Below are 17,302 nucleotides of genomic sequence, written 5' to 3'. Positions count from 1 at the left end.
GATTTGATACTGTTGCGCGCGACCTTGCTTCGTCTGGCGACCATGTCCGTTACCCTGGTCGGCGCGGCGGTGGTGGTGTTTTTTGTCATCCGCGTGGTGCCGGGAAACCCGATCGCCATGATGCTGCCGCCAGGTGCCACCGCGGAAGATATTGCCCGGTTGACCGCCCATTACGGGCTCGACAAATCGATCATCGAGCAGTTCGGGATTTGGCTCGGCGGTGTGTTCAGGGGCGATTTCGGCACCTCGATCTCGCTTCGGCAGCCGGTGATGCCGCTGGTGCTGGGGCGGTTGCCGGCAACGCTGGAACTGGCAATTTTCGCGCTTGTGATTGCCGTCGTGATCGGCGGCGCGCTGGCGCTGACGGGCGTGCGCTACCGGGCAACGCGCACCGAAACGGCGATCGATGTCGCCAATGGCGTCGGGCTGTCGATCCCGGATTTTCTCTGGGCGCTGATCCTGATCGTGCTGTTTGGCGTGCTGATGCCGGTATTTCACATTTCCGGGCGGATTTCACCGTCGCTAGATCTGCCGTTCGTCACCCAGTTCTACGTATTCGAGAGCATTTTGCGGCTCCGCTTCGATCTGTGGTGGGATCTGCTCAAGCACATGTTCATGCCGGCGTTGGCGCTGGCGATCCCGCTGGCGGCGATCATCAGCCAGTTGCTCAAACAATCACTGAAGGAAACCATGCATCTCGATTATGTGACGTTGTCGCGCACCAAGGGCTATGGCGAAAACCATGTGATTATTTCCGAGGCGCTGCCCAATGCGGTGCTGCCGACGCTGACGCTGATTGGTGTGCAATTCACCTTCCTGATTGGCGGCACGGTGATCATTGAGCGGCTGTTTTCCTATGAGGGGCTCGGCAACATGGCGATCGATGCGGTCATCAACCGCGACCTGCCGCTGATCCAGGGCATCGTCATCGTCTTCGCACTGCTGTTTACCGTCATCAACCTGGTGGTCGACATGACCTATGCGTTGCTCAATCCGAGGCTGCGGCATGCTTGATGGCAGGAGCACCATTCGCCGCCGCGCTGGCGCCCGACTCTGGCTGGCGGGCATCTGGCTCGGGCTGATGGCGTTGATGGCGCTGTTTGCGCCGCTGGTCAGTCCGCACGATCCGCTGGCGCAGGACCTGTTTGCCGGCCGGTTGCCGCCGTTCTGGGCCGCCGGCGCCGATCCCGCCTATCTGCTTGGGACCGACAGCCTCGGCCGTGACGTGCTTTCTCGCATCATCCATGGTGGCCGGATTGCCTTTTCGGTGGCGCTTGCCGCGGGGCTCGCCACCGCGCTGGTTGGCTCCGTGCTGGGGTTGCTGGCGGGTTACATGCGCGGCTGGGTCGATGTGGTGATCTCGCGGCTGGTCGATATCTGGATGGCGTTCCCGCCGGTGCTGTTCGCGATCCTGCTGATCGCGGTGCTCGGCACCGGGCTGAGTTCGATCATCATCGCCATCGTGGTGATCGACTGGACCCGGTTCTGCCGGGTGGTGCGGGCCGAGGCGATGAATCAGTCGGCAATGGATTATGTCTCGAGCGCGATTGTCGCGGGACGACCGCGCAGGGACATCCTGTGGCGCGAAATCCTGCCCAATGTGCTGCCGACCATCGTCGTGCTGCTGACGCTGGAGATGGGAATTGCGGTGATCGTCGAGGCGATCCTGTCGTTCGTCAACCTGTCGATTTCCACCGACGCACCGACCTGGGGCGGAATGATTGCCGAAGGCCGCACCTCGATCTACCAGGCGTGGTGGGTGCTGGCGTTCCCCCTTGCGGTGTTGTTTTTGACCGTCCTGTCCTTCAGCCAGTTTGGCGAAGGGCTCAAGGATCGCTTTGATCCGGTGCTGCGATGAGTGCGTTCCTGAGTGTCAGCAATCTGTCAGCGTCAATCCGCGGCAACCAGCAGCGGGTGTTGCGCTCGGTGTCGTTCTCCATCGACACCGGCGAAGTGCTGGGGCTGGTGGGCGAGAGCGGCGCCGGTAAGAGCATGATCGGCAAGGCAGTGCTGGGTATTTTGCCGGTAGCAATCGATATCACCGAGGGCGAGATCCTGCTCGACGGCCACGATCTGCTGGCCATGCGTCCCAAAGACCGGCGGCGGCTTATCGGTGCCACCGCAGCGCTGATCCCGCAGGACCCGTTGACCGCGCTCAACCCGTCGCGACGGATCGAGCCGCAGATCACAAACCGGCTGGTCGACATCCTGGGTTGGACCAAGGCCAAGGCCCGGGTGCGGGCGATGGAACTGCTCGATGAGGTGTCGATCGATAATCCCGAACGAGTGATGGCCAGCTATCCGCATGAACTCTCGGGCGGCATGCGCCAGCGGGTGCTGATTGCCTCGGCGTTTGCCGCCAATCCCAAACTGGTGGTGGCTGATGAACCGACCACCGCGCTGGATGTCACCGTGCAAAAGCAGATCCTGCGGCTGATCCGCGAGTTGCAGGCGCGTCACGCCACGGCGATGGTGTTTGTTACCCACGATCTCGGGGTCGTCTCGAAGATCTGCCAGCGACTGTCGGTGCTCTATGGCGGCATGGTAGTGGAAAATTCCACCGTGGCGGAATTTTTCAACGCTCCCAAGCACGCCTATTCGCGGGCGCTGTTGGCGGCGACGCCGAAATACACCGATCCCGACGCCTCGCTCTTGCCAGTCGATGAAGCCGTGATCGAACAGGTGGCCGGGGAAGTTCTGGCTGCTGACCGGGGGTGGCGTCATGGCGCTTGATGACAGCCTGTTTTCCGTCTCCGCCCTCGAGGTGGCGCTGCCTGATATGGCAGCCAAGCCGGTGTTCGGTCGCGCGCCGATGATCCCGATCCTCAAACGGATCGATCTGGAGATTGGCCGTGGCTCGGTGCTGGGCATCGTCGGTGGCTCGGGATCAGGTAAATCAACACTGGGCCGGGCGCTGTTGCGGCTGATAGAGCCTGTCGGCGGTTCCATCCGTTTTGACGGGCAGGACATAACCCATCTTGGCGAAGACAGTTTGCGGCCGATTCGGCGGCGAATGCAGATGATCTTTCAGGACCCGATGTCGTCGCTCAATCCGCGCCGCAGGATCGGAGCCATCATCGCCGACCCGATTTTGATGCACGGCTTCGACCGGATTGACGCGCGTGTTGATGAGGCGCTCGATCATGTCGGGCTGCCACGCACATTCCGCAGCCGTTATCCGCACGAACTTTCCGGCGGTCAGCGCCAGCGCGTCGGCATTGCCCGGGCGATTGCGCTCAAGCCGGAATTCATCCTCGCCGACGAAATCGTGTCGGGCCTTGATGTGTCGTCGCAGGCGCAGGTACTCAATGTGCTCGGCAATCTGGTCAAGGAGCTGGGGCTGACGCTGGCTTTCATCAGCCATGACCTTTCGGTTATCCGGCGCCTGTGCGACCGTGTGATGGTGCTCAACCGTGGCGAGATCGCGGAATACGCAACCGCGGACGAATTGTTCAGGACGCCGCAATCGGCCTACACGCGCGAATTGCTGGACGCCATTCCCTTGCCCGATCCGAACCAGGCCAACTGGTAGGCGGCAATCCCATAATTGGTGCGGAGGTGCGTTGTTGCCTGGCCGCAGACACCGGAGAGACAGACATGACACCGCAATCCACATCGGCAAATGGCGACGGCTCGGGCTACCTGCTTTACCATTCGATCGGTCAGTACCCGGGCAAGACCGAGGCGATGGCCACGGCATTGACCGCGTTTTCCGAATGCTGGGGCGCGCCCAATGACGATCAATGGGGCTATGCGCTGGGCCAGCGGCAGCGGTTCATCGAATTATGGAGCGCGCTGATCAAGGCGCCATCGGCGTCGCTGACCACCACCGAGAATGTGACCAGCTCACTGGCGGCGATGATCATGGCGCTGCCGCGGGAAGAACTTGAGGGCAAGGTCGTGCTGGTGGCGGGTGACTGTTTCCCGAGCCTGCATTTCCTGCTTACCGGCATGGCCGACCGCTATGGCTTCGAGCTGCGCACTGTGCCGCTACGCGAAGATGCGCATTGGGTTGCGGACGAGGATGTCATCGCCGCATGGGGGCCGGAAGTTGGCTTGGCGCTGCTGACCTGGGTGAGTTCGACCTCGTCGCATCGCTGCGATCTGGCCACGCTGGTTGCGCATGGACGCAGGCAGGGTTCGGTGATCGGCGTCGACATCACCCAGGCTGCCGGGTTGATGGCGTATGACAGCATGGCCGTTGGTGCCGATTTTTCGGTCTCCACCAGCCTGAAATGGATGTGTGGATCACCCGGCGGCGGCATTTTGCAGGTGATGCCCGACGTGATCGCGCGCTGCCAGCCTGCGCTTCGCGGCTGGTTCAGCCAGGACAACATCTTTTCCTGGGACATCAATGCGTTTACCTATGCGCCCGACATTCGCCGTTTTGACAATGGGACGCCCTCGGTGATGGCATGTGCGGCCAGCGTGCCCGCGCTTGAGTGGCATGCAAGCCAGGACTGGGATGTCCAGCTCGCCAAAAACCGTGTGCTCTGCGATGTCATCATCACTGCCGCCGACAAGGCCGGGTTCGAACTGGTATCGCCTCGCGATGCAGCCGAGCGTGGCGGCAGCGTGATGATGCGTCTGCCAGAAAGTATCGACCCGCAGGTGCTGCTGGCCGATCTGCGCTCGCGTTTCGTGTATGCCGACGCACGCGGTCAGATCCTGCGCTGTTCGCCCGGCTTCATGACCACTGAGGCCGGCGTCGAACGCCTGGCGCAGGCGCTGCTGGAGGTGGCAAACCCGGCGGCCTGACTGCTTAGGATTCACACTTGGTTCTGCACCCAGTGTTGCCTTTTTCGCTGCGGGCAAGACCGTCGACAAGGCGCGGACGGGCAGGCGCTCATTCTTGTGGCTTAAAAAGTTTATGCTTGAAATATATCTGACGAGGCGTAGGATTATCTAGCTGACAACCACAGTGGAGGAGCGAAGATCATGAGAGTCGTTTGTTTGGGTGGCGGACCCGCCGGTCTCTATTTCGCGATTTCCATGAAACTGCGCGACCCGTCGCATGAGGTGGTTGTGGTCGAGCGCAATAAGCCCGATGACACGTTTGGCTGGGGCGTGGTGCTGTCCGACGAGACGCTGGACAATCTGGCCGAGAACGACGCTGAAAGTGCCGCCTCGATCCGCGCCCACTTTGCCTACTGGGACGATATCGCGGTTCATTTCAAGGATACCAAGATGGTGTCGACCGGCCACGGCTTCTGCGGCATTGGCCGCAAGCAGTTGCTGTTGTTGCTGCAGGCGCGGGCACGAGAACTCGGCGTTGAATTACGCTTTGAGACCGACGTCAAGGAAACCGCAGCCTACGCCGGGGAATTTGATCTGGTGGTTGCCGCCGACGGGCTGAATTCGCGAACCCGGACCGAATTTGCCGACGCATTTGAGCCGGAAGTCGATATCCGCGCCTGCAAATTCGTCTGGCTCGGGACTCACCAGAAGTTCGATGATGCCTTTACCTTCATTTTCGAGGAGACCGACAAGGGTTGGCTCTGGGCGCACGCCTATCAGTTCGATGATGAGACAGCGACATTCATCGTCGAATGCAACGAGGAGACCTTCAACGCCTACGGGTTTGGCGAGATGAGCCAGCAGGAATCGATCGCGGTCTGCGAGAAGATTTTTGCCAAGCATCTCGGCGGTCACAGCCTGATGACCAATGCCAGCCATATTCGTGGGTCGGCCTGGATCAATTTCCCACGCGTGTTGTGCACGCGCTGGAGCCACGAAAACATCGTGTTGATGGGCGATGCTGCAGCAACTGCGCATTTTTCCATCGGCTCGGGCACCAAGCTGGCGCTCGAAAGCGCGATTGCGCTGGCAAATTATTTGCACTCGGAGCCAACACTGCCGAAGGCGTTCGACAAATACGAAGATGAGCGGCGGCTGGAAGTGCTGCGGCTGCAGTCTGCGGCGCGCAACTCGATGGAGTGGTTCGAGGAAATCGGCCGCTATTTCCATCTCGATCCGGTGCAGTTCAACTATGCGCTTCTCACTCGATCACAGCGCATCAGCCACGAAAACCTGCGGATGCGCGATGCGGAATGGCTCAAGGATGCGGAACGCTGGTTCCAGACCCAGGCCGGCATTGCCGCCAATGCGCCGGTGCGCCACCCGATGTTCGTGCCCTACAAGCTGCGCGACATGGAGCTCAAGAACCGCGTCGTGGTTTCGCCGATGGCGCAGTACAAGGCTGTCGATGGCTGCCCCACCGACTGGCACCTGGTGCACTACGGCGAACGCGCCAAGGGTGGCGCCGGGCTGGTCTATACCGAGATGACCTGCGTGTCGCCGGAAGGCCGGATCACACCGGGTTGCCCGGGCCTTTATGCGCCCGAGCATGAGGCGGCCTGGAAGCGCATTGTCGATTTCGTCCACAGCGAGAGCGAAGCCAAGATCTGCATGCAGATTGGTCATTCCGGGGCCAAGGGATCAACCCAACTTGGCTGGGAGATCATGGATGCACCGTTAGACAGCGGCAACTGGCCGATCATGGCCGCCTCCGACGTCGCCTGGTCGAGCGCCAACCAGACGCCCAAGGCGATGACCCGGCAAGACATGGACCAGGTGCGTGACCAGTTTGTCACTGCTACGGAAATGGCCGGCGGGGCCGGTTTCGACATGATCGAAATCCACATGGCGCATGGCTATCTGCTGTCTTCCTTCATCACGCCGCTGACCAACCGGCGCGACGACGAGTATGGCGGCAGCCTCGAAAACCGCATGCGCTATCCGCTGGAAATCTTTCAGGCAATGCGCGCGGCCTGGCCTCAGCACAAGCCAATCTCGGTGCGGATCTCGGCCAATGACTGGGTCGGCGAGGATGGGATTACACCTGCCGATGCAGTCGAAATCGCCCGTCTGCTCAAAGACGCCGGTGTCGATATCTGTGATGTTTCGGCGGGTCAGACGTCGAAGCTGGGTCAGCCGGTCTATGGCCGGATGTTCCAGACCCCATTCGCAGATCGGATCCGCAACGAAGTGGAGATGGCGACCATGGCGGTCGGCAATATCTACGAGCCGGATCATGTCAATTCGATCCTGATGGCCGGCCGCGCCGATCTGGTATGCCTGGCGCGTCCGCATCTTGCTGATCCCTACTGGACCCTGCACGCGGCAGCCACGCTTGGTGACCGCGCGGAAAAATGGCCCGATCCCTATCATCCCGGCCGCGACCAGCTCTGGCGGTTGGCAGAACGCGCCGAGACCATGCTCGGCAAGGTGTGACCATGACGGAACTGATGGGACATCACGCGATCGTCACCGGCGCCGGTTCGGGCGCAGGCGAGGCGATTGCCATGGCGCTGGCGGAACAGGGCGCGAAGGTGACCGCGATCGGCCGCCGGCAGGCCCCGCTGGATGCGCTGGCAGCGCGATGGGATCGTATCTTTCCAATTGCTGCCGACGTCACCGATGCCGAGGCGATGGCCGCAGCGATTGCCAAGGCTGTCGAAAAACATGGCGCGCCGACCATTGTCATCGCCAATGCCGGATCGGCAGAGAGCGCGCCGTTCCTGCGTACCGGCGTCGACATGTTTCGCGCCACGCTGGATGTGAATTTGACCGGTGTCTTCAATACCTTCCAGGCCTGTCTTGCGAAAATGAATCAGAAACAGCCCGGCCGCCTGATCGCCATTGCGTCGACGGCAGGGCTGAAGGGCTATGCCTATGTCGGCGCCTATTGCGCGGCCAAGCACGGCGTCATCGGCCTGGTGCGCAGCCTCGGCCTTGAACTCGCCAAGACCGGAGTGACGGTCAATGCCATTTGTCCGGGTTTTACGGACACGCCGATGCTGCACCGCTCGATCGACAACATCGTCGAGAAAACCGGGCGCAGCCGTGAAGACGCCGAAGCGTCGCTGCGAGACGTCAATCCGCAGGGAAGGTTCATTCAGCCGGAGGAAATCGCCGACACGGCGATCTGGCTTTGCAGCGATGCCGCCGCGTCGATCACCGGCCAGGCAATCTCGCTGTCGGGGGGAGAGACATGAGTGAAAACGGCACCCAGCCATCCACCACAAAAACCGACCTCATTGCCGATGTTCCTGCGTCAAAGGCGCGGCTCCGACTGTGGCTGAAACTGCTCAAGGCGACCAAGCATGTCGAGGGTGAGTTGCGCGAGAATTTCCGCACCTCGTTTGATACCACCCTGCCGCGATTTGATGTGATGGCGGCCCTTTATCGCGCCGAAGCCGGGCTGAAAATGAGCCAGCTGTCGAGCGTGCTACGGGTTTCCAACGGCAATGTCACCGGCATTGTTGACCGGCTGGTCGATGACGGCATGTTGGTCAGAGTTCCCGTGGATAATGACCGCCGCGCCACCACCGTCCGCCTGACCAAGGCGGGACGAGAACAATTTGCCCGGATGGCATCCAAGCACGAGGCATGGATTGATGATCTGTTGCACGGCGTCGACGCCGACGAGATCCATGACATGGCCGAGCAACTGGAGCGGATTGCCAGCAAGGCCAGCAAGGGAGAAACCTGATGTCGACCGATAGCCCCACCCATTTCCGACTGACCCTGACCGACGGTGTTGCCGAGGTCTCGCTTGACCGACCTGAGCGCAAGAATCCGCTGACGTTTGAAAGCTATGCCGAACTGCGCGACTGGTTCCGTGGGCTAGTTTACCGCGACGACGTCAAGGTGGTCATCTTCGGCTCCAATGGCGGTAATTTCTGCTCCGGCGGCGATGTCTTCGAGATCATCGGACCCTTGCTCGACAAGGACATGAAGGGGCTGCTCGCCTTCACCCGGATGACCGGCGATCTGGTCAAGGCGATTGTCGGCTGCGGCAAGCCGGTGATTGCAGCCGTTGACGGGATCTGCGCCGGCGCCGGCGCGATCATCGCCATGGCCAGCGATCTGCGCATGGCCACGCCGGAGGCCAAGACCGCATTCCTGTTCAACCGTGTCGGGCTGGCCGGCTGCGACATGGGCGCGTGCGCGATCCTGCCACGGATCATCGGTCAGGGCCGCGCTGCCGATCTGCTTTACACTGGACGCTCAATGAGCGCTGAGGAGGGCGAGCGCTGGGGTTTCTACAACAGGGTGGTTGAGGCCGGCGCGATTGATGACGAGGCGCGCAAGCTTGCCCGCAGGCTCGCCGATGGTCCGGGCTTTGCCAACATGATGACCAAGACCATGCTGGCGCAGGAATGGAACATGGGCATCGAGCAGGCAATCGAGGCGGAAGCCCAGGCCCAGGCGATCTGCATGCAGACCCAGGACTTCCGCCGCGCCTACGAGGCCTTTGCTTCCAAGCAGAAACCCGTATTCGAGGGCGATTGATGTCTGACCGCAGCTTTCTTCAATGGCCGTTTTTTGACGATTCCCACCGGGAACTGGCCGATCGCGCCGATCAGTGGGCGGCGGCCAATCTGGCGAACGTCGATCACGCCGATCTTGACGCGACTTGCAAGCGGCTGGTGGCGGCGCTGGGTGAGGCGGGCTGGCTTGAACTGACCACTGTCGACCCTACAGATGAAAACTCCCGCATTGATGTGCGCAGCCTTTGCATCCTGCGTGAAACGCTGGCGCGCCATGACGGGTTAGCCGATTTTGCGTTTGCCATGCAGGGGCTTGGCACCGGCGCGATCTCGCTGTTTGGCACGGCTGCTCAGAAGAGCGAGTGGCTGAACAAGACCCGCACAGGCAAGGCGCTGTCGGCGTTTGCGCTGAGCGAACCGGCGTCGGGATCGGATGTGGCCAATATCGCCATGACCGCCACCCGCGATGGCGACGATTATGTGCTTGATGGCGAGAAGACCTGGATTTCCAATGGCAGCATCGCCGATGTCTACACGGTGTTTGCGCGCACCGGCGAAGCGCCTGGTGCCAAGGGACTGTCGGTGTTCATCGTGCCCGCGGATACCCCGGGACTGGAGATTGCCGAACGGCTGGAGGTGGTGGCGCCGCACCCGCTTGCCCGGCTTGCCTTCAAGGGGTGCCGGGTTCCGGCTTCGGCGATGATCGGCAAGTCCGGCGAGGGGTTTCGCATCGCCATGTCGGTGCTTGACGTGTTCCGATCGACAGTGGCGGCGGCAGCGCTTGGCTTTGCCCGGCGGGCGCTCGATGAAAGTCTCGACCGGGTGACCGAACGGGAACTGTTTGGCGCGCCGATGAGCGAATTGCAGATGGTGCAGGGTCATATCGCCGACATGGCGCTGGATGTCGATGCTTCGGCGCTGCTGGTCTATCGGGCCGCATGGCTGAAAGACCAAGGTGCTGCCCGGGTCAGCCGCGAGGCGGCGATGGCCAAGCTTTATGCCACCGATCACGCCCAAGACGTGATCGACAAGGCGGTGCAACTGCATGGCGGTGACGGTGTTCGCAAGGGCCATATCATCGAAAGCCTGTACCGGGAGATCCGGGCGCTGCGGATCTATGAGGGCGCCTCCGACGTGCAGAAAGTGGTGATTGCCCGCCAAACGCTGATCAATTCGAAAGGACGATAAAGTGCTGGGACCATCGGGTCATGTGGACACGTTCACACGCGACAATCTTCCGCTGGCCGCGCAATGGCCGGATTTCCTGCTCGACGGGTTTGAATATCCCGAGTGGCTCAATTGTGGCTATGAGCTGACCGATGCGATGGTCGCCCGGGGATTTGGCGATCATACCGCGCTGATCGGCAATGGCCGGATCAGGACCTACAAGGAACTGACCGACTGGACCAACCGGATTGCCCATGTGCTGGTCGAGGATTACGGCATCAAGCCGGGCAACCGCGTGTTGGTGCGTTCGGCCAATAACCCGGCGATGGTGGCAGTCTGGCTGGCGGCAACCAAAGCCGGCGCGGTGGTGGTCAACACCATGCCGATGCTGCGTGCATCCGAACTTGGCAAGATTGCTGACAAGGCCGAGATTTCGCTGGCGTTGTGCGACACAAGGCTGATGGACGAGATGGTCACCTGCGCCAAGCAGAACCGTTATCTCGACAAGGTGGTGGGCTTTGACGGCACCGCCAATCACGACGCCGAACTGGACCGTCTGGGGCTGTCGAAACCGGTCCGGTTCGACGCGGTGAAAACCGGTCGTGATGACGTGGCGCTGCTCGGGTTTACCTCGGGTACGACCGGCATGCCGAAAGCTACCATGCATTTTCATCGCGACATGCTGATCATCGCCGATGGCTACGCAAAGGAAGTGCTCGGCGTGACCCCCGAGGATGTGTTCATCGGCTCGCCACCGCTGGCCTTTACCTTCGGACTTGGCGGTCTGGCAGTGTTTCCGTTGCGCTTCGGTGCGGCTGCGGCGCTGCTCGAGCAGGCAACGCCGGCCAACATGGTCGAGATCATTCAGAACCACAAAGCAACCGTGTGCTTTACCGCGCCGACCGCCTATCGCGCCATGCTGGCGGCGATGGAGGAGGGGGCCGACCTGTCCTCGCTGCGTGCTGCGGTTTCAGCCGGCGAAACGCTGCCGGCGCCAGTCTATCAGCAATGGATGGAAAAGACCGGCAAGCCGATGCTCGATGGTATCGGTGCCACCGAAATGCTGCATATCTTCATTTCCAACCGGTTTGGCAATTCGCATCCTGCCTGCACCGGCCTGCCGGTGAGCGGCTACGAAGCGCGGATCGTCGATGAGGACATGAATGAACTGCCGCGCGGTGAAATCGGCCGGTTGGCGGCGCGCGGCCCTACCGGATGCCGTTATCTCGACGATTCCGAGCAACAGCAGAAATATGTGCGCAATGGCTGGAACCTGACCGGGGATTCGTTCTGGCAGAGCGAGGACGGGCTGTTTCATTTTGCCGCCCGCAGCGACGACATGATCGTTTCCGCCGGCTACAACATCGCCGGCCCCGAAGTGGAGGCGGCGCTTCTCGCCCATGCGGAGGTGGCCGAATGCGGCGTGATCGGCGTTGCCGACGAAGCCCGTGGCCAGATCGTCCAGGCCCATATCGTGCTTGTCTCCGGCGTGGCCGGCACTGCCGAGACCGCCAAGCGGCTGCAGGATCACGTCAAGGCGGTGATCGCCCCCTACAAATATCCCCGGTCGATTGTTTTCATCGACGCGCTGCCGAAAACCCAGACCGGCAAGATCCAGCGTTTCAGACTTCGCACCGGCGGCCAAAACTGAATTGATGCTGTCCGGACATGCCGGTCAGCGATACGCCCCATTCACGTTATGCAAGGACACATCATCATGATCGAAGCAGTCAATCCGCCGGATTGGGAAAAGCCCAAGGGCTACGCAAACGGCATGCTGGTTGACGGCCAGCGTTTGTACACCGGCGGCCAGATTGGCTGGAACAAGGATCAGGTGTTCGAGCACACTGATTTTGTCGGTCAGCTGGAGCAGACGCTCAGCAATATCGCGGCGATTGTCCGCGCCGCCGGGGGCGAGGTGACCGACATCGTGCGGCTGACCTGGTTCATCACCGATAAGAAGCAATACCTGGCCAGCCAGAAAGAGATTGGCGGCGCCTACCGCCGGGTACTGGGGCGGCATTTCCCGTCGATGTCGGTGGTGGTGGTTGCCGGGTTGATCGAGGATGAGGCGCTGGTCGAGATCGAGGCGACAGCCGAGATCGGAAAGTCGCAAAAGGAAGGGTAAAACCATGACCGATTTCGAGGCCAGCCGCGCCAGGTTCGATCTGCCTCAGGGGGTGACCTATCTTGACGGCAATTCGCTCGGGCCGATGCCGAAATCTGCAGTCGAGCGGGCGCGACAAACCATCGCCGATGAATGGGGTCCAATGCTGATTACCGGCTGGAACAAGGCCGGCTGGATGAACCTTCCGGGGCAGTTGGGCGACCGCATTGGCCGGCTGATCGGCGCGCCCGCGGGCAGCACCGTGGTTGGCGACACATTGTCGATCAAGGTCTACCAGGCCGTGGCCTCGGCGCTCGAACTCAGGCCCGGCCGCAAGACGGTTCTGTCGGATAACGGTAATTTCCCGAGCGATCTCTACATGGCCGACGGTCTGCTCAGGAGCCTTGGCCAGGGCCATGATCTCAAGGTGGTGGACCCCGAAGCGGTGCTCGACGCAATTGATGAGAGTATTGCGGCGGTGATGCTGACCCAGGTCGATTACCGCAGCGGTCGTCTCCACGACATGAAGAAGATCACCGAAAAGGCCCATGAAGCCGGCGCCATCATGATCTGGGACCTGGCCCATTCGGCGGGCGCATTGCCCATTGATTTGACCGCATGCAACGCCGATTTTGCGGTTGGCTGCACCTACAAATATCTCAATGGCGGCCCCGGTGCGCCGGCGTTCATTCATGTTCGCCCCGATCTGATTGATCAGGTCCGTCCGGCGCTGTCGGGCTGGCTTGGCCATGCCGCGCCGTTTGCCTTCGATCTCGATTATCGCCCCGGCGACGGCATCAGCCGGATGCGGGTTGGCACGCCACCGGTAATCCAGATGGCGGTGCTTGACACTGCGCTCGATGCCTTCGATGACATCAGCATGGAGGCGCTTCGGGCGCGCTCGATTGAGCTGTCGGAAAGGTTCATCAGTGAAGTCGAGGCCGGGTGCAAGCAGGTGGAACTCGCCAGCCCGCGTGACCCGCAGGCCCGCGGCAGTCAGGTATCGTTCCGTTTTGCCGGAGGTTATGCGGCGATGCAGGCGCTGATCGCCCGCGGCGTGATTGGCGATTTCCGGGCACCCGACATCATGCGTTTCGGCTTCTGCCCGCTCTACAACACGCCTGAAGAGGTGAGCCATGCGGCGGCAGAGCTGTGTGATATCATCGCCACGGACGGTTGGGATAAGCCGGCGTTCAAGACCCGGAAGGCCGTGACATGAGCGAGGGGGGCGACTACGACCCGTCCAGCGAAGGCGCGACCATGAATTTCGACGGGCGCATGGCCTATGGTGACTATCTGTGCCTTGATCAGGTGCTGGGTGCGCAAAAGCCCCGGACCGACGCTCATGACGAGATGCTGTTCATCATTCAGCACCAGACTTCGGAATTGTGGATGCGGCTGGCGATCCACGAGATTGTCGCTGCCCGCGAGGCGATCCGTGCGGACCAGTTGCAGCCGGCGATGAAGACGCTGGCGCGGGTGTCACGGATCTTCGAACAGCTTAATAACGCCTGGGACGTGCTTCGGACCATGACGCCGAGCGATTATACCCATTTCCGCAGCAAACTGGGTCAGTCCTCGGGTTTTCAGTCCTGGCAGTACCGGGTTATCGAATATGCGCTCGGCAACCGTAACCACGCGATGATGAAACCGCATGCTCATGTCCCGGGAACACTGGCCAAGCTGGAAGCCGAACTCAATCAGCCGAGCCTTTACGACGAGGCGATACGGCTTGCCAAGCGTCACGGCATCGACATGCCGGAAGAGGTGTTGGGTCGCGATGTGCGCCATACCCACCAGCTTCATGATGGCGTCACTGCCGGCTGGAAGATTGTCTACGAGGCGCCGGAGCAATATTGGGCGCTGTACGAGGTGGCCGAGAAGCTGGTCGATCTGGAGGATTATTTTCGCCGCTGGCGGTTCAATCATGTGACCACGGTGGAACGGGTGATCGGGCTCAAGCGCGGCACCGGTGGCACCGGCGGCACCAGCTATCTCAGGCGCATGCTCGATGTCGAGCTGTTTCCGGAATTGTGGCGGGTGCGCACAGAGTTGTAGGATGGCGTCAGCGACGCTTCGGGTTGCGGATTGGGGCCGTTGGAAAGGTGTGTCCTGGCACCGGTTCAATACCAGGTAAAAAGTTACGAAGCATCGCGAGGGATCGATGTTTTAGCCTTGAAATATATAGCCGGATCGATAATCTCGCCGCCTTGAGCCGGACGGGTGTTGTCGCAAACAGCAACTCTGCAAGGCAGGAAACATTGGCCTCTTCGATATCGGCGCCCCGAGTTTTTCTGCTCTGCTCGGGGAATTGCTGGGTTGGTTCGGCGAGACGCGAATGGTTGGAAAACACGATCGGGAGAGATGCCAGTGGATGTACGTGCCGAAATCAGGTTACCCACCAACGAGCTGCGGGATGATCTTCCTTTCTATACCAAGACGCTGAAAATGCGTCTGGACATGATCTATCCGGCCGATGACCCGGAAGTTGCGGTGCTGTCGGGGCACGGGCTGCGCTTGCGGATCCAGAAGGGCGCCTCCGAAGCGCCGGGTACGCTGCGGATCCTGACCGACGACCCGGACGGATTTGCCGAGGGAAAACGCGAACTTGTCGCGCCCAATGGCACCCGCATCGAAATTGACGAGCTCAACCCGCCCGTTGTCATGCCCGAAACCAAGCACGCCTTCGTGGTGCGGCGGCTGGCTGACCAGGCGCCGTGGGTGATCGGTCGTGCCGGAATGGAGTATCGCGACCTGGTGCCATCACGGCTGGGCGGCGCGATGATCGCCTCGCATATCCGCGTGCCTGACGGGCCGGTGCCTGACATGGTGCATTTCCACAAGGTCGGGTTCCAGCTGATTTTTTGCATCAGCGGCTGGGTCGATGTGCTTTACGAGGACCAGGGCGGGACCCGCCGGCTGCATGCCGGCGACTGTTTCATTCAGCCGCCAACCATCCGACACAAGGTGCTGCACGCCGCCGACGGCATCGAGGTGATCGAAATCGGCGTACCCGCAGACCATGTTACCGAGATCGATCATGATATGGAGCTGCCGACGCCGGTTGAACGTCCCGATCGGGAGTGGGACGGGCAGCGGTTCGTCCACAGTCTCGCCAAGGAAGGCGTTTTCAAGCCATTTCGGGTCCCGGGATTCGAGGCGCGTGACACCACGATCAACGAGAACACCAAGGGTGTGGCTTCGGTGATGGTGGCGCGGCCGGTCGGACAGGTTGATCCTGTCTGGACACGGCATGACTGCGACATCCTGTTCAATTTCGTGATGAGCGGCTCGATGTTGCTTGAGGGCGAGGGCAAGGAGCCCTATCGGCTTGAAAAAGGCGATGCATTTGTCGTTCCGCCGAAGATGGCGACGCGCTACACTGATCCAAGTGCTGATCTCCAGTTGCTGGAAGTCACGCTGCCCGGGCCGTTCAAGACCGAGGTGGTGAAATAGTTCTGAGCGTTTTACAAACTGCCCGCCAGGCGCTCACTCAGCTTTGGGCATAACAATAAGATGGGAGCAATAATGATGAAAAAAACAACTTATGCACTGGCCGTCGCTGCACTGTTGGCGTCCAGCGCATCGAGCCTTGCTGCAGATACCAAAATTGGCCTGCTGATGGACATCACCGGTCCGATCGCAAGCTTCATTCCGCCGTTGCAGAACGCAGCAAATCTCGCCGTCAAGCATGTCAATGAGGGTGGTGGACTGCTCGACGGTCAGGCTGTTCCGGTCTTTGGCGACACCACGGGATCATCGCAGGGCGCGGTTGACGCCGCCGGCAAGCTGATCAACGTCGAGAACGTGGCAATCATCATGGGCGCGTTGATGTCGGGCACCACCATTGCCGCCGCTGAAGCGGCTGCCATTCCGGCTGGTGTCGTCCAGCTTTCGCCGACCGCCACCTCGCCGGCGATGACCGACATAAAGGACAACGACCTGCTCTTCCGCATCGTGCCGTCCGACAACTTCCAGGGCAAGGTGCTGGCCAAGATGGTGCTTGATGAAGGCATCAAGAAGGTTGCCGTCACCTTCGTCAACAATGATTACGGTGTCGGTATCGGCCAGACCTTTGTCGACGCCTACAAGGCAGCCGGCGGCGAAGTCGTGGCCGAGGTCAAGCACGAGGAGAAGAAGAACTCCTACCGTTCGGAACTCGCAACCCTTTCCAAGGCTGGCGGTGATGCGCTGGTGGTGGTCGCCTATGCCGGTGATTCCGGCGGCAAGATCGTCAAGCAGGCGATCGAAGGTGGCTTGTTCACCAAGTTCATCGGCACCGACGGTCTGCGCGACGAAGCGCTGATTGCAGATATCGGCGCCGAAGCGCTGGCCACCTCGTTCTTCTCGGCGCCGACTTCGCCGGAAGATAACCCGAACCAGTCCAAGCTGCATGAACTCTACACCGCAGAGTACAGCGAACCGGCTGACAAGCCATTTGTCGACCAGACCTATGACGCCACCTTCATGACCATGCTCGCCGTCGAGCAGGCCGGTTCGGCCGATCGCACCAAGATGGCCGAAGCACTGCGCGCCATTGCCTCGGCTCCGGGCGAGAAGGTTGGTCCTGGCGAGTGGGAAAAGGCCAAGGGATTGATCAAGGAAGGCAAGGACATCGATTATGATGGTGCCGGCGGAAACTATGATTTTGACGAGAACGGCGATGTTGCCGGGTTCATCGGCAAGTTCGTGGTGGACGGTACCGTCTACAAGCAGATCGCTGTTGTTCAGTAATCTGACCATCGTCTGACGA

17 protein-coding genes are annotated in these 17,302 nt (G+C 61.1%); 16 read left to right on the top strand and 1 reads right to left on the bottom strand.

What is annotated here, in order from left to right; genetic code table 11:
- Positions 1-6: 6 nt before the first annotated feature.
- The 14 genes from ACK6D9_RS16315 to kynA all read left to right on the top strand — a co-directional run bounded on the left by ACK6D9_RS16315 (position 7) and on the right by kynA (position 14,607).
- Positions 7-1,014: an ABC transporter permease gene (locus tag ACK6D9_RS16315; RefSeq protein WP_412051832.1), complete on the top strand. Its 1,008-nt coding sequence runs from the start codon at positions 7-9 to the stop codon at positions 1,012-1,014.
- The gene (locus ACK6D9_RS16310) at positions 1,007-1,858 is read left to right on the top strand and encodes an ABC transporter permease (RefSeq protein ID WP_322990425.1); all 852 of its coding nucleotides are present in this window, start codon (positions 1,007-1,009) and stop codon (positions 1,856-1,858) included. The genes ACK6D9_RS16315 and ACK6D9_RS16310 overlap by 8 nt, the downstream gene beginning before the upstream one ends.
- Positions 1,855-2,733, top strand: coding sequence for an ABC transporter ATP-binding protein (locus ACK6D9_RS16305; RefSeq protein WP_412049296.1), 879 nt, complete (start codon positions 1,855-1,857; stop codon positions 2,731-2,733). Before ACK6D9_RS16310 ends, ACK6D9_RS16305 begins: the two co-directional genes overlap by 4 nt.
- Positions 2,723-3,532 (top strand): ATP-binding cassette domain-containing protein, encoded by an 810-nt coding sequence (locus ACK6D9_RS16300; protein ID WP_412049295.1) that lies wholly within the window; start codon positions 2,723-2,725, stop codon positions 3,530-3,532. The genes ACK6D9_RS16305 and ACK6D9_RS16300 overlap by 11 nt, the downstream gene beginning before the upstream one ends.
- Before the next feature lie 65 nt (positions 3,533-3,597).
- Positions 3,598-4,758: an aminotransferase class V-fold PLP-dependent enzyme gene (locus ACK6D9_RS16295; RefSeq protein ID WP_412049294.1), complete on the top strand. Its 1,161-nt coding sequence runs from the start codon at positions 3,598-3,600 to the stop codon at positions 4,756-4,758.
- Between the two features lie 180 nt (positions 4,759-4,938).
- Positions 4,939-7,233, top strand: coding sequence for a bifunctional salicylyl-CoA 5-hydroxylase/oxidoreductase (locus tag ACK6D9_RS16290; RefSeq protein ID WP_412049293.1), 2,295 nt, complete (start codon positions 4,939-4,941; stop codon positions 7,231-7,233).
- 2 nt (positions 7,234-7,235) lie between these two features.
- Positions 7,236-7,997 (top strand): SDR family NAD(P)-dependent oxidoreductase, encoded by a 762-nt coding sequence (locus ACK6D9_RS16285; RefSeq protein ID WP_412049292.1) that lies wholly within the window; start codon positions 7,236-7,238, stop codon positions 7,995-7,997.
- Positions 7,994-8,494 carry a MarR family winged helix-turn-helix transcriptional regulator gene (locus ACK6D9_RS16280; RefSeq protein ID WP_412049291.1) on the top strand — a complete coding sequence of 167 codons (501 nt, stop codon included), beginning with the start codon at positions 7,994-7,996 and terminating at the stop codon, positions 8,492-8,494. Before ACK6D9_RS16285 ends, ACK6D9_RS16280 begins: the two co-directional genes overlap by 4 nt.
- Positions 8,494-9,297, top strand: coding sequence for an enoyl-CoA hydratase family protein (locus tag ACK6D9_RS16275; protein ID WP_412049290.1), 804 nt, complete (start codon positions 8,494-8,496; stop codon positions 9,295-9,297). The genes ACK6D9_RS16280 and ACK6D9_RS16275 overlap by 1 nt, the downstream gene beginning before the upstream one ends.
- Positions 9,297-10,463 carry an acyl-CoA dehydrogenase family protein gene (locus ACK6D9_RS16270; RefSeq protein ID WP_412049289.1) on the top strand — a complete coding sequence of 389 codons (1,167 nt, stop codon included), beginning with the start codon at positions 9,297-9,299 and terminating at the stop codon, positions 10,461-10,463. The genes ACK6D9_RS16275 and ACK6D9_RS16270 overlap by 1 nt, the downstream gene beginning before the upstream one ends.
- A gap of 1 nt (position 10,464) precedes the next feature.
- Positions 10,465-12,093 carry an AMP-binding protein gene (locus tag ACK6D9_RS16265; protein WP_412049288.1) on the top strand — a complete coding sequence of 543 codons (1,629 nt, stop codon included), beginning with the start codon at positions 10,465-10,467 and terminating at the stop codon, positions 12,091-12,093.
- A gap of 66 nt (positions 12,094-12,159) precedes the next feature.
- A complete protein-coding gene (locus ACK6D9_RS16260) occupies positions 12,160-12,570 on the top strand; it encodes a RidA family protein (protein WP_267653028.1) in 411 nt (136 codons plus the stop codon).
- 4 nt (positions 12,571-12,574) lie between these two features.
- The gene (gene kynU, locus ACK6D9_RS16255; protein WP_412049287.1) at positions 12,575-13,768 is read left to right on the top strand and encodes a kynureninase; all 1,194 of its coding nucleotides are present in this window, start codon (positions 12,575-12,577) and stop codon (positions 13,766-13,768) included.
- Positions 13,765-14,607, top strand: coding sequence for a tryptophan 2,3-dioxygenase (gene kynA, locus ACK6D9_RS16250; RefSeq protein ID WP_322989983.1), 843 nt, complete (start codon positions 13,765-13,767; stop codon positions 14,605-14,607). Before kynU ends, kynA begins: the two co-directional genes overlap by 4 nt.
- A gap of 7 nt (positions 14,608-14,614) precedes the next feature.
- Here the strand turns inward: kynA and ACK6D9_RS16245 are convergent, their stop codons facing one another.
- Positions 14,615-14,902 (bottom strand): hypothetical protein, encoded by a 288-nt coding sequence (locus tag ACK6D9_RS16245; RefSeq protein ID WP_412049286.1) that lies wholly within the window; start codon positions 14,900-14,902, stop codon positions 14,615-14,617.
- Positions 14,903-14,919: 17 nt separating this feature from the next.
- Here ACK6D9_RS16245 and ACK6D9_RS16240 point away from each other — a divergent pair, with 17 nt between their 5' ends.
- A complete protein-coding gene (locus tag ACK6D9_RS16240) occupies positions 14,920-16,005 on the top strand; it encodes a cupin (RefSeq protein ID WP_412049285.1) in 1,086 nt (361 codons plus the stop codon).
- Between the two features lie 75 nt (positions 16,006-16,080).
- Positions 16,081-17,283, top strand: coding sequence for an ABC transporter substrate-binding protein (locus tag ACK6D9_RS16235; RefSeq protein ID WP_412049284.1), 1,203 nt, complete (start codon positions 16,081-16,083; stop codon positions 17,281-17,283).
- Positions 17,284-17,302: the final 19 nt, after the last annotated feature.

Source organism: Hoeflea sp. Naph1, from assembly GCF_046837775.1.
Lineage (GTDB): Bacteria > Pseudomonadota > Alphaproteobacteria > Rhizobiales > Rhizobiaceae > Hoeflea.
The sequence above is the reverse complement of the archived record's forward strand: the minus strand, read 5'-3'. Positions and strand labels throughout refer to the sequence as shown.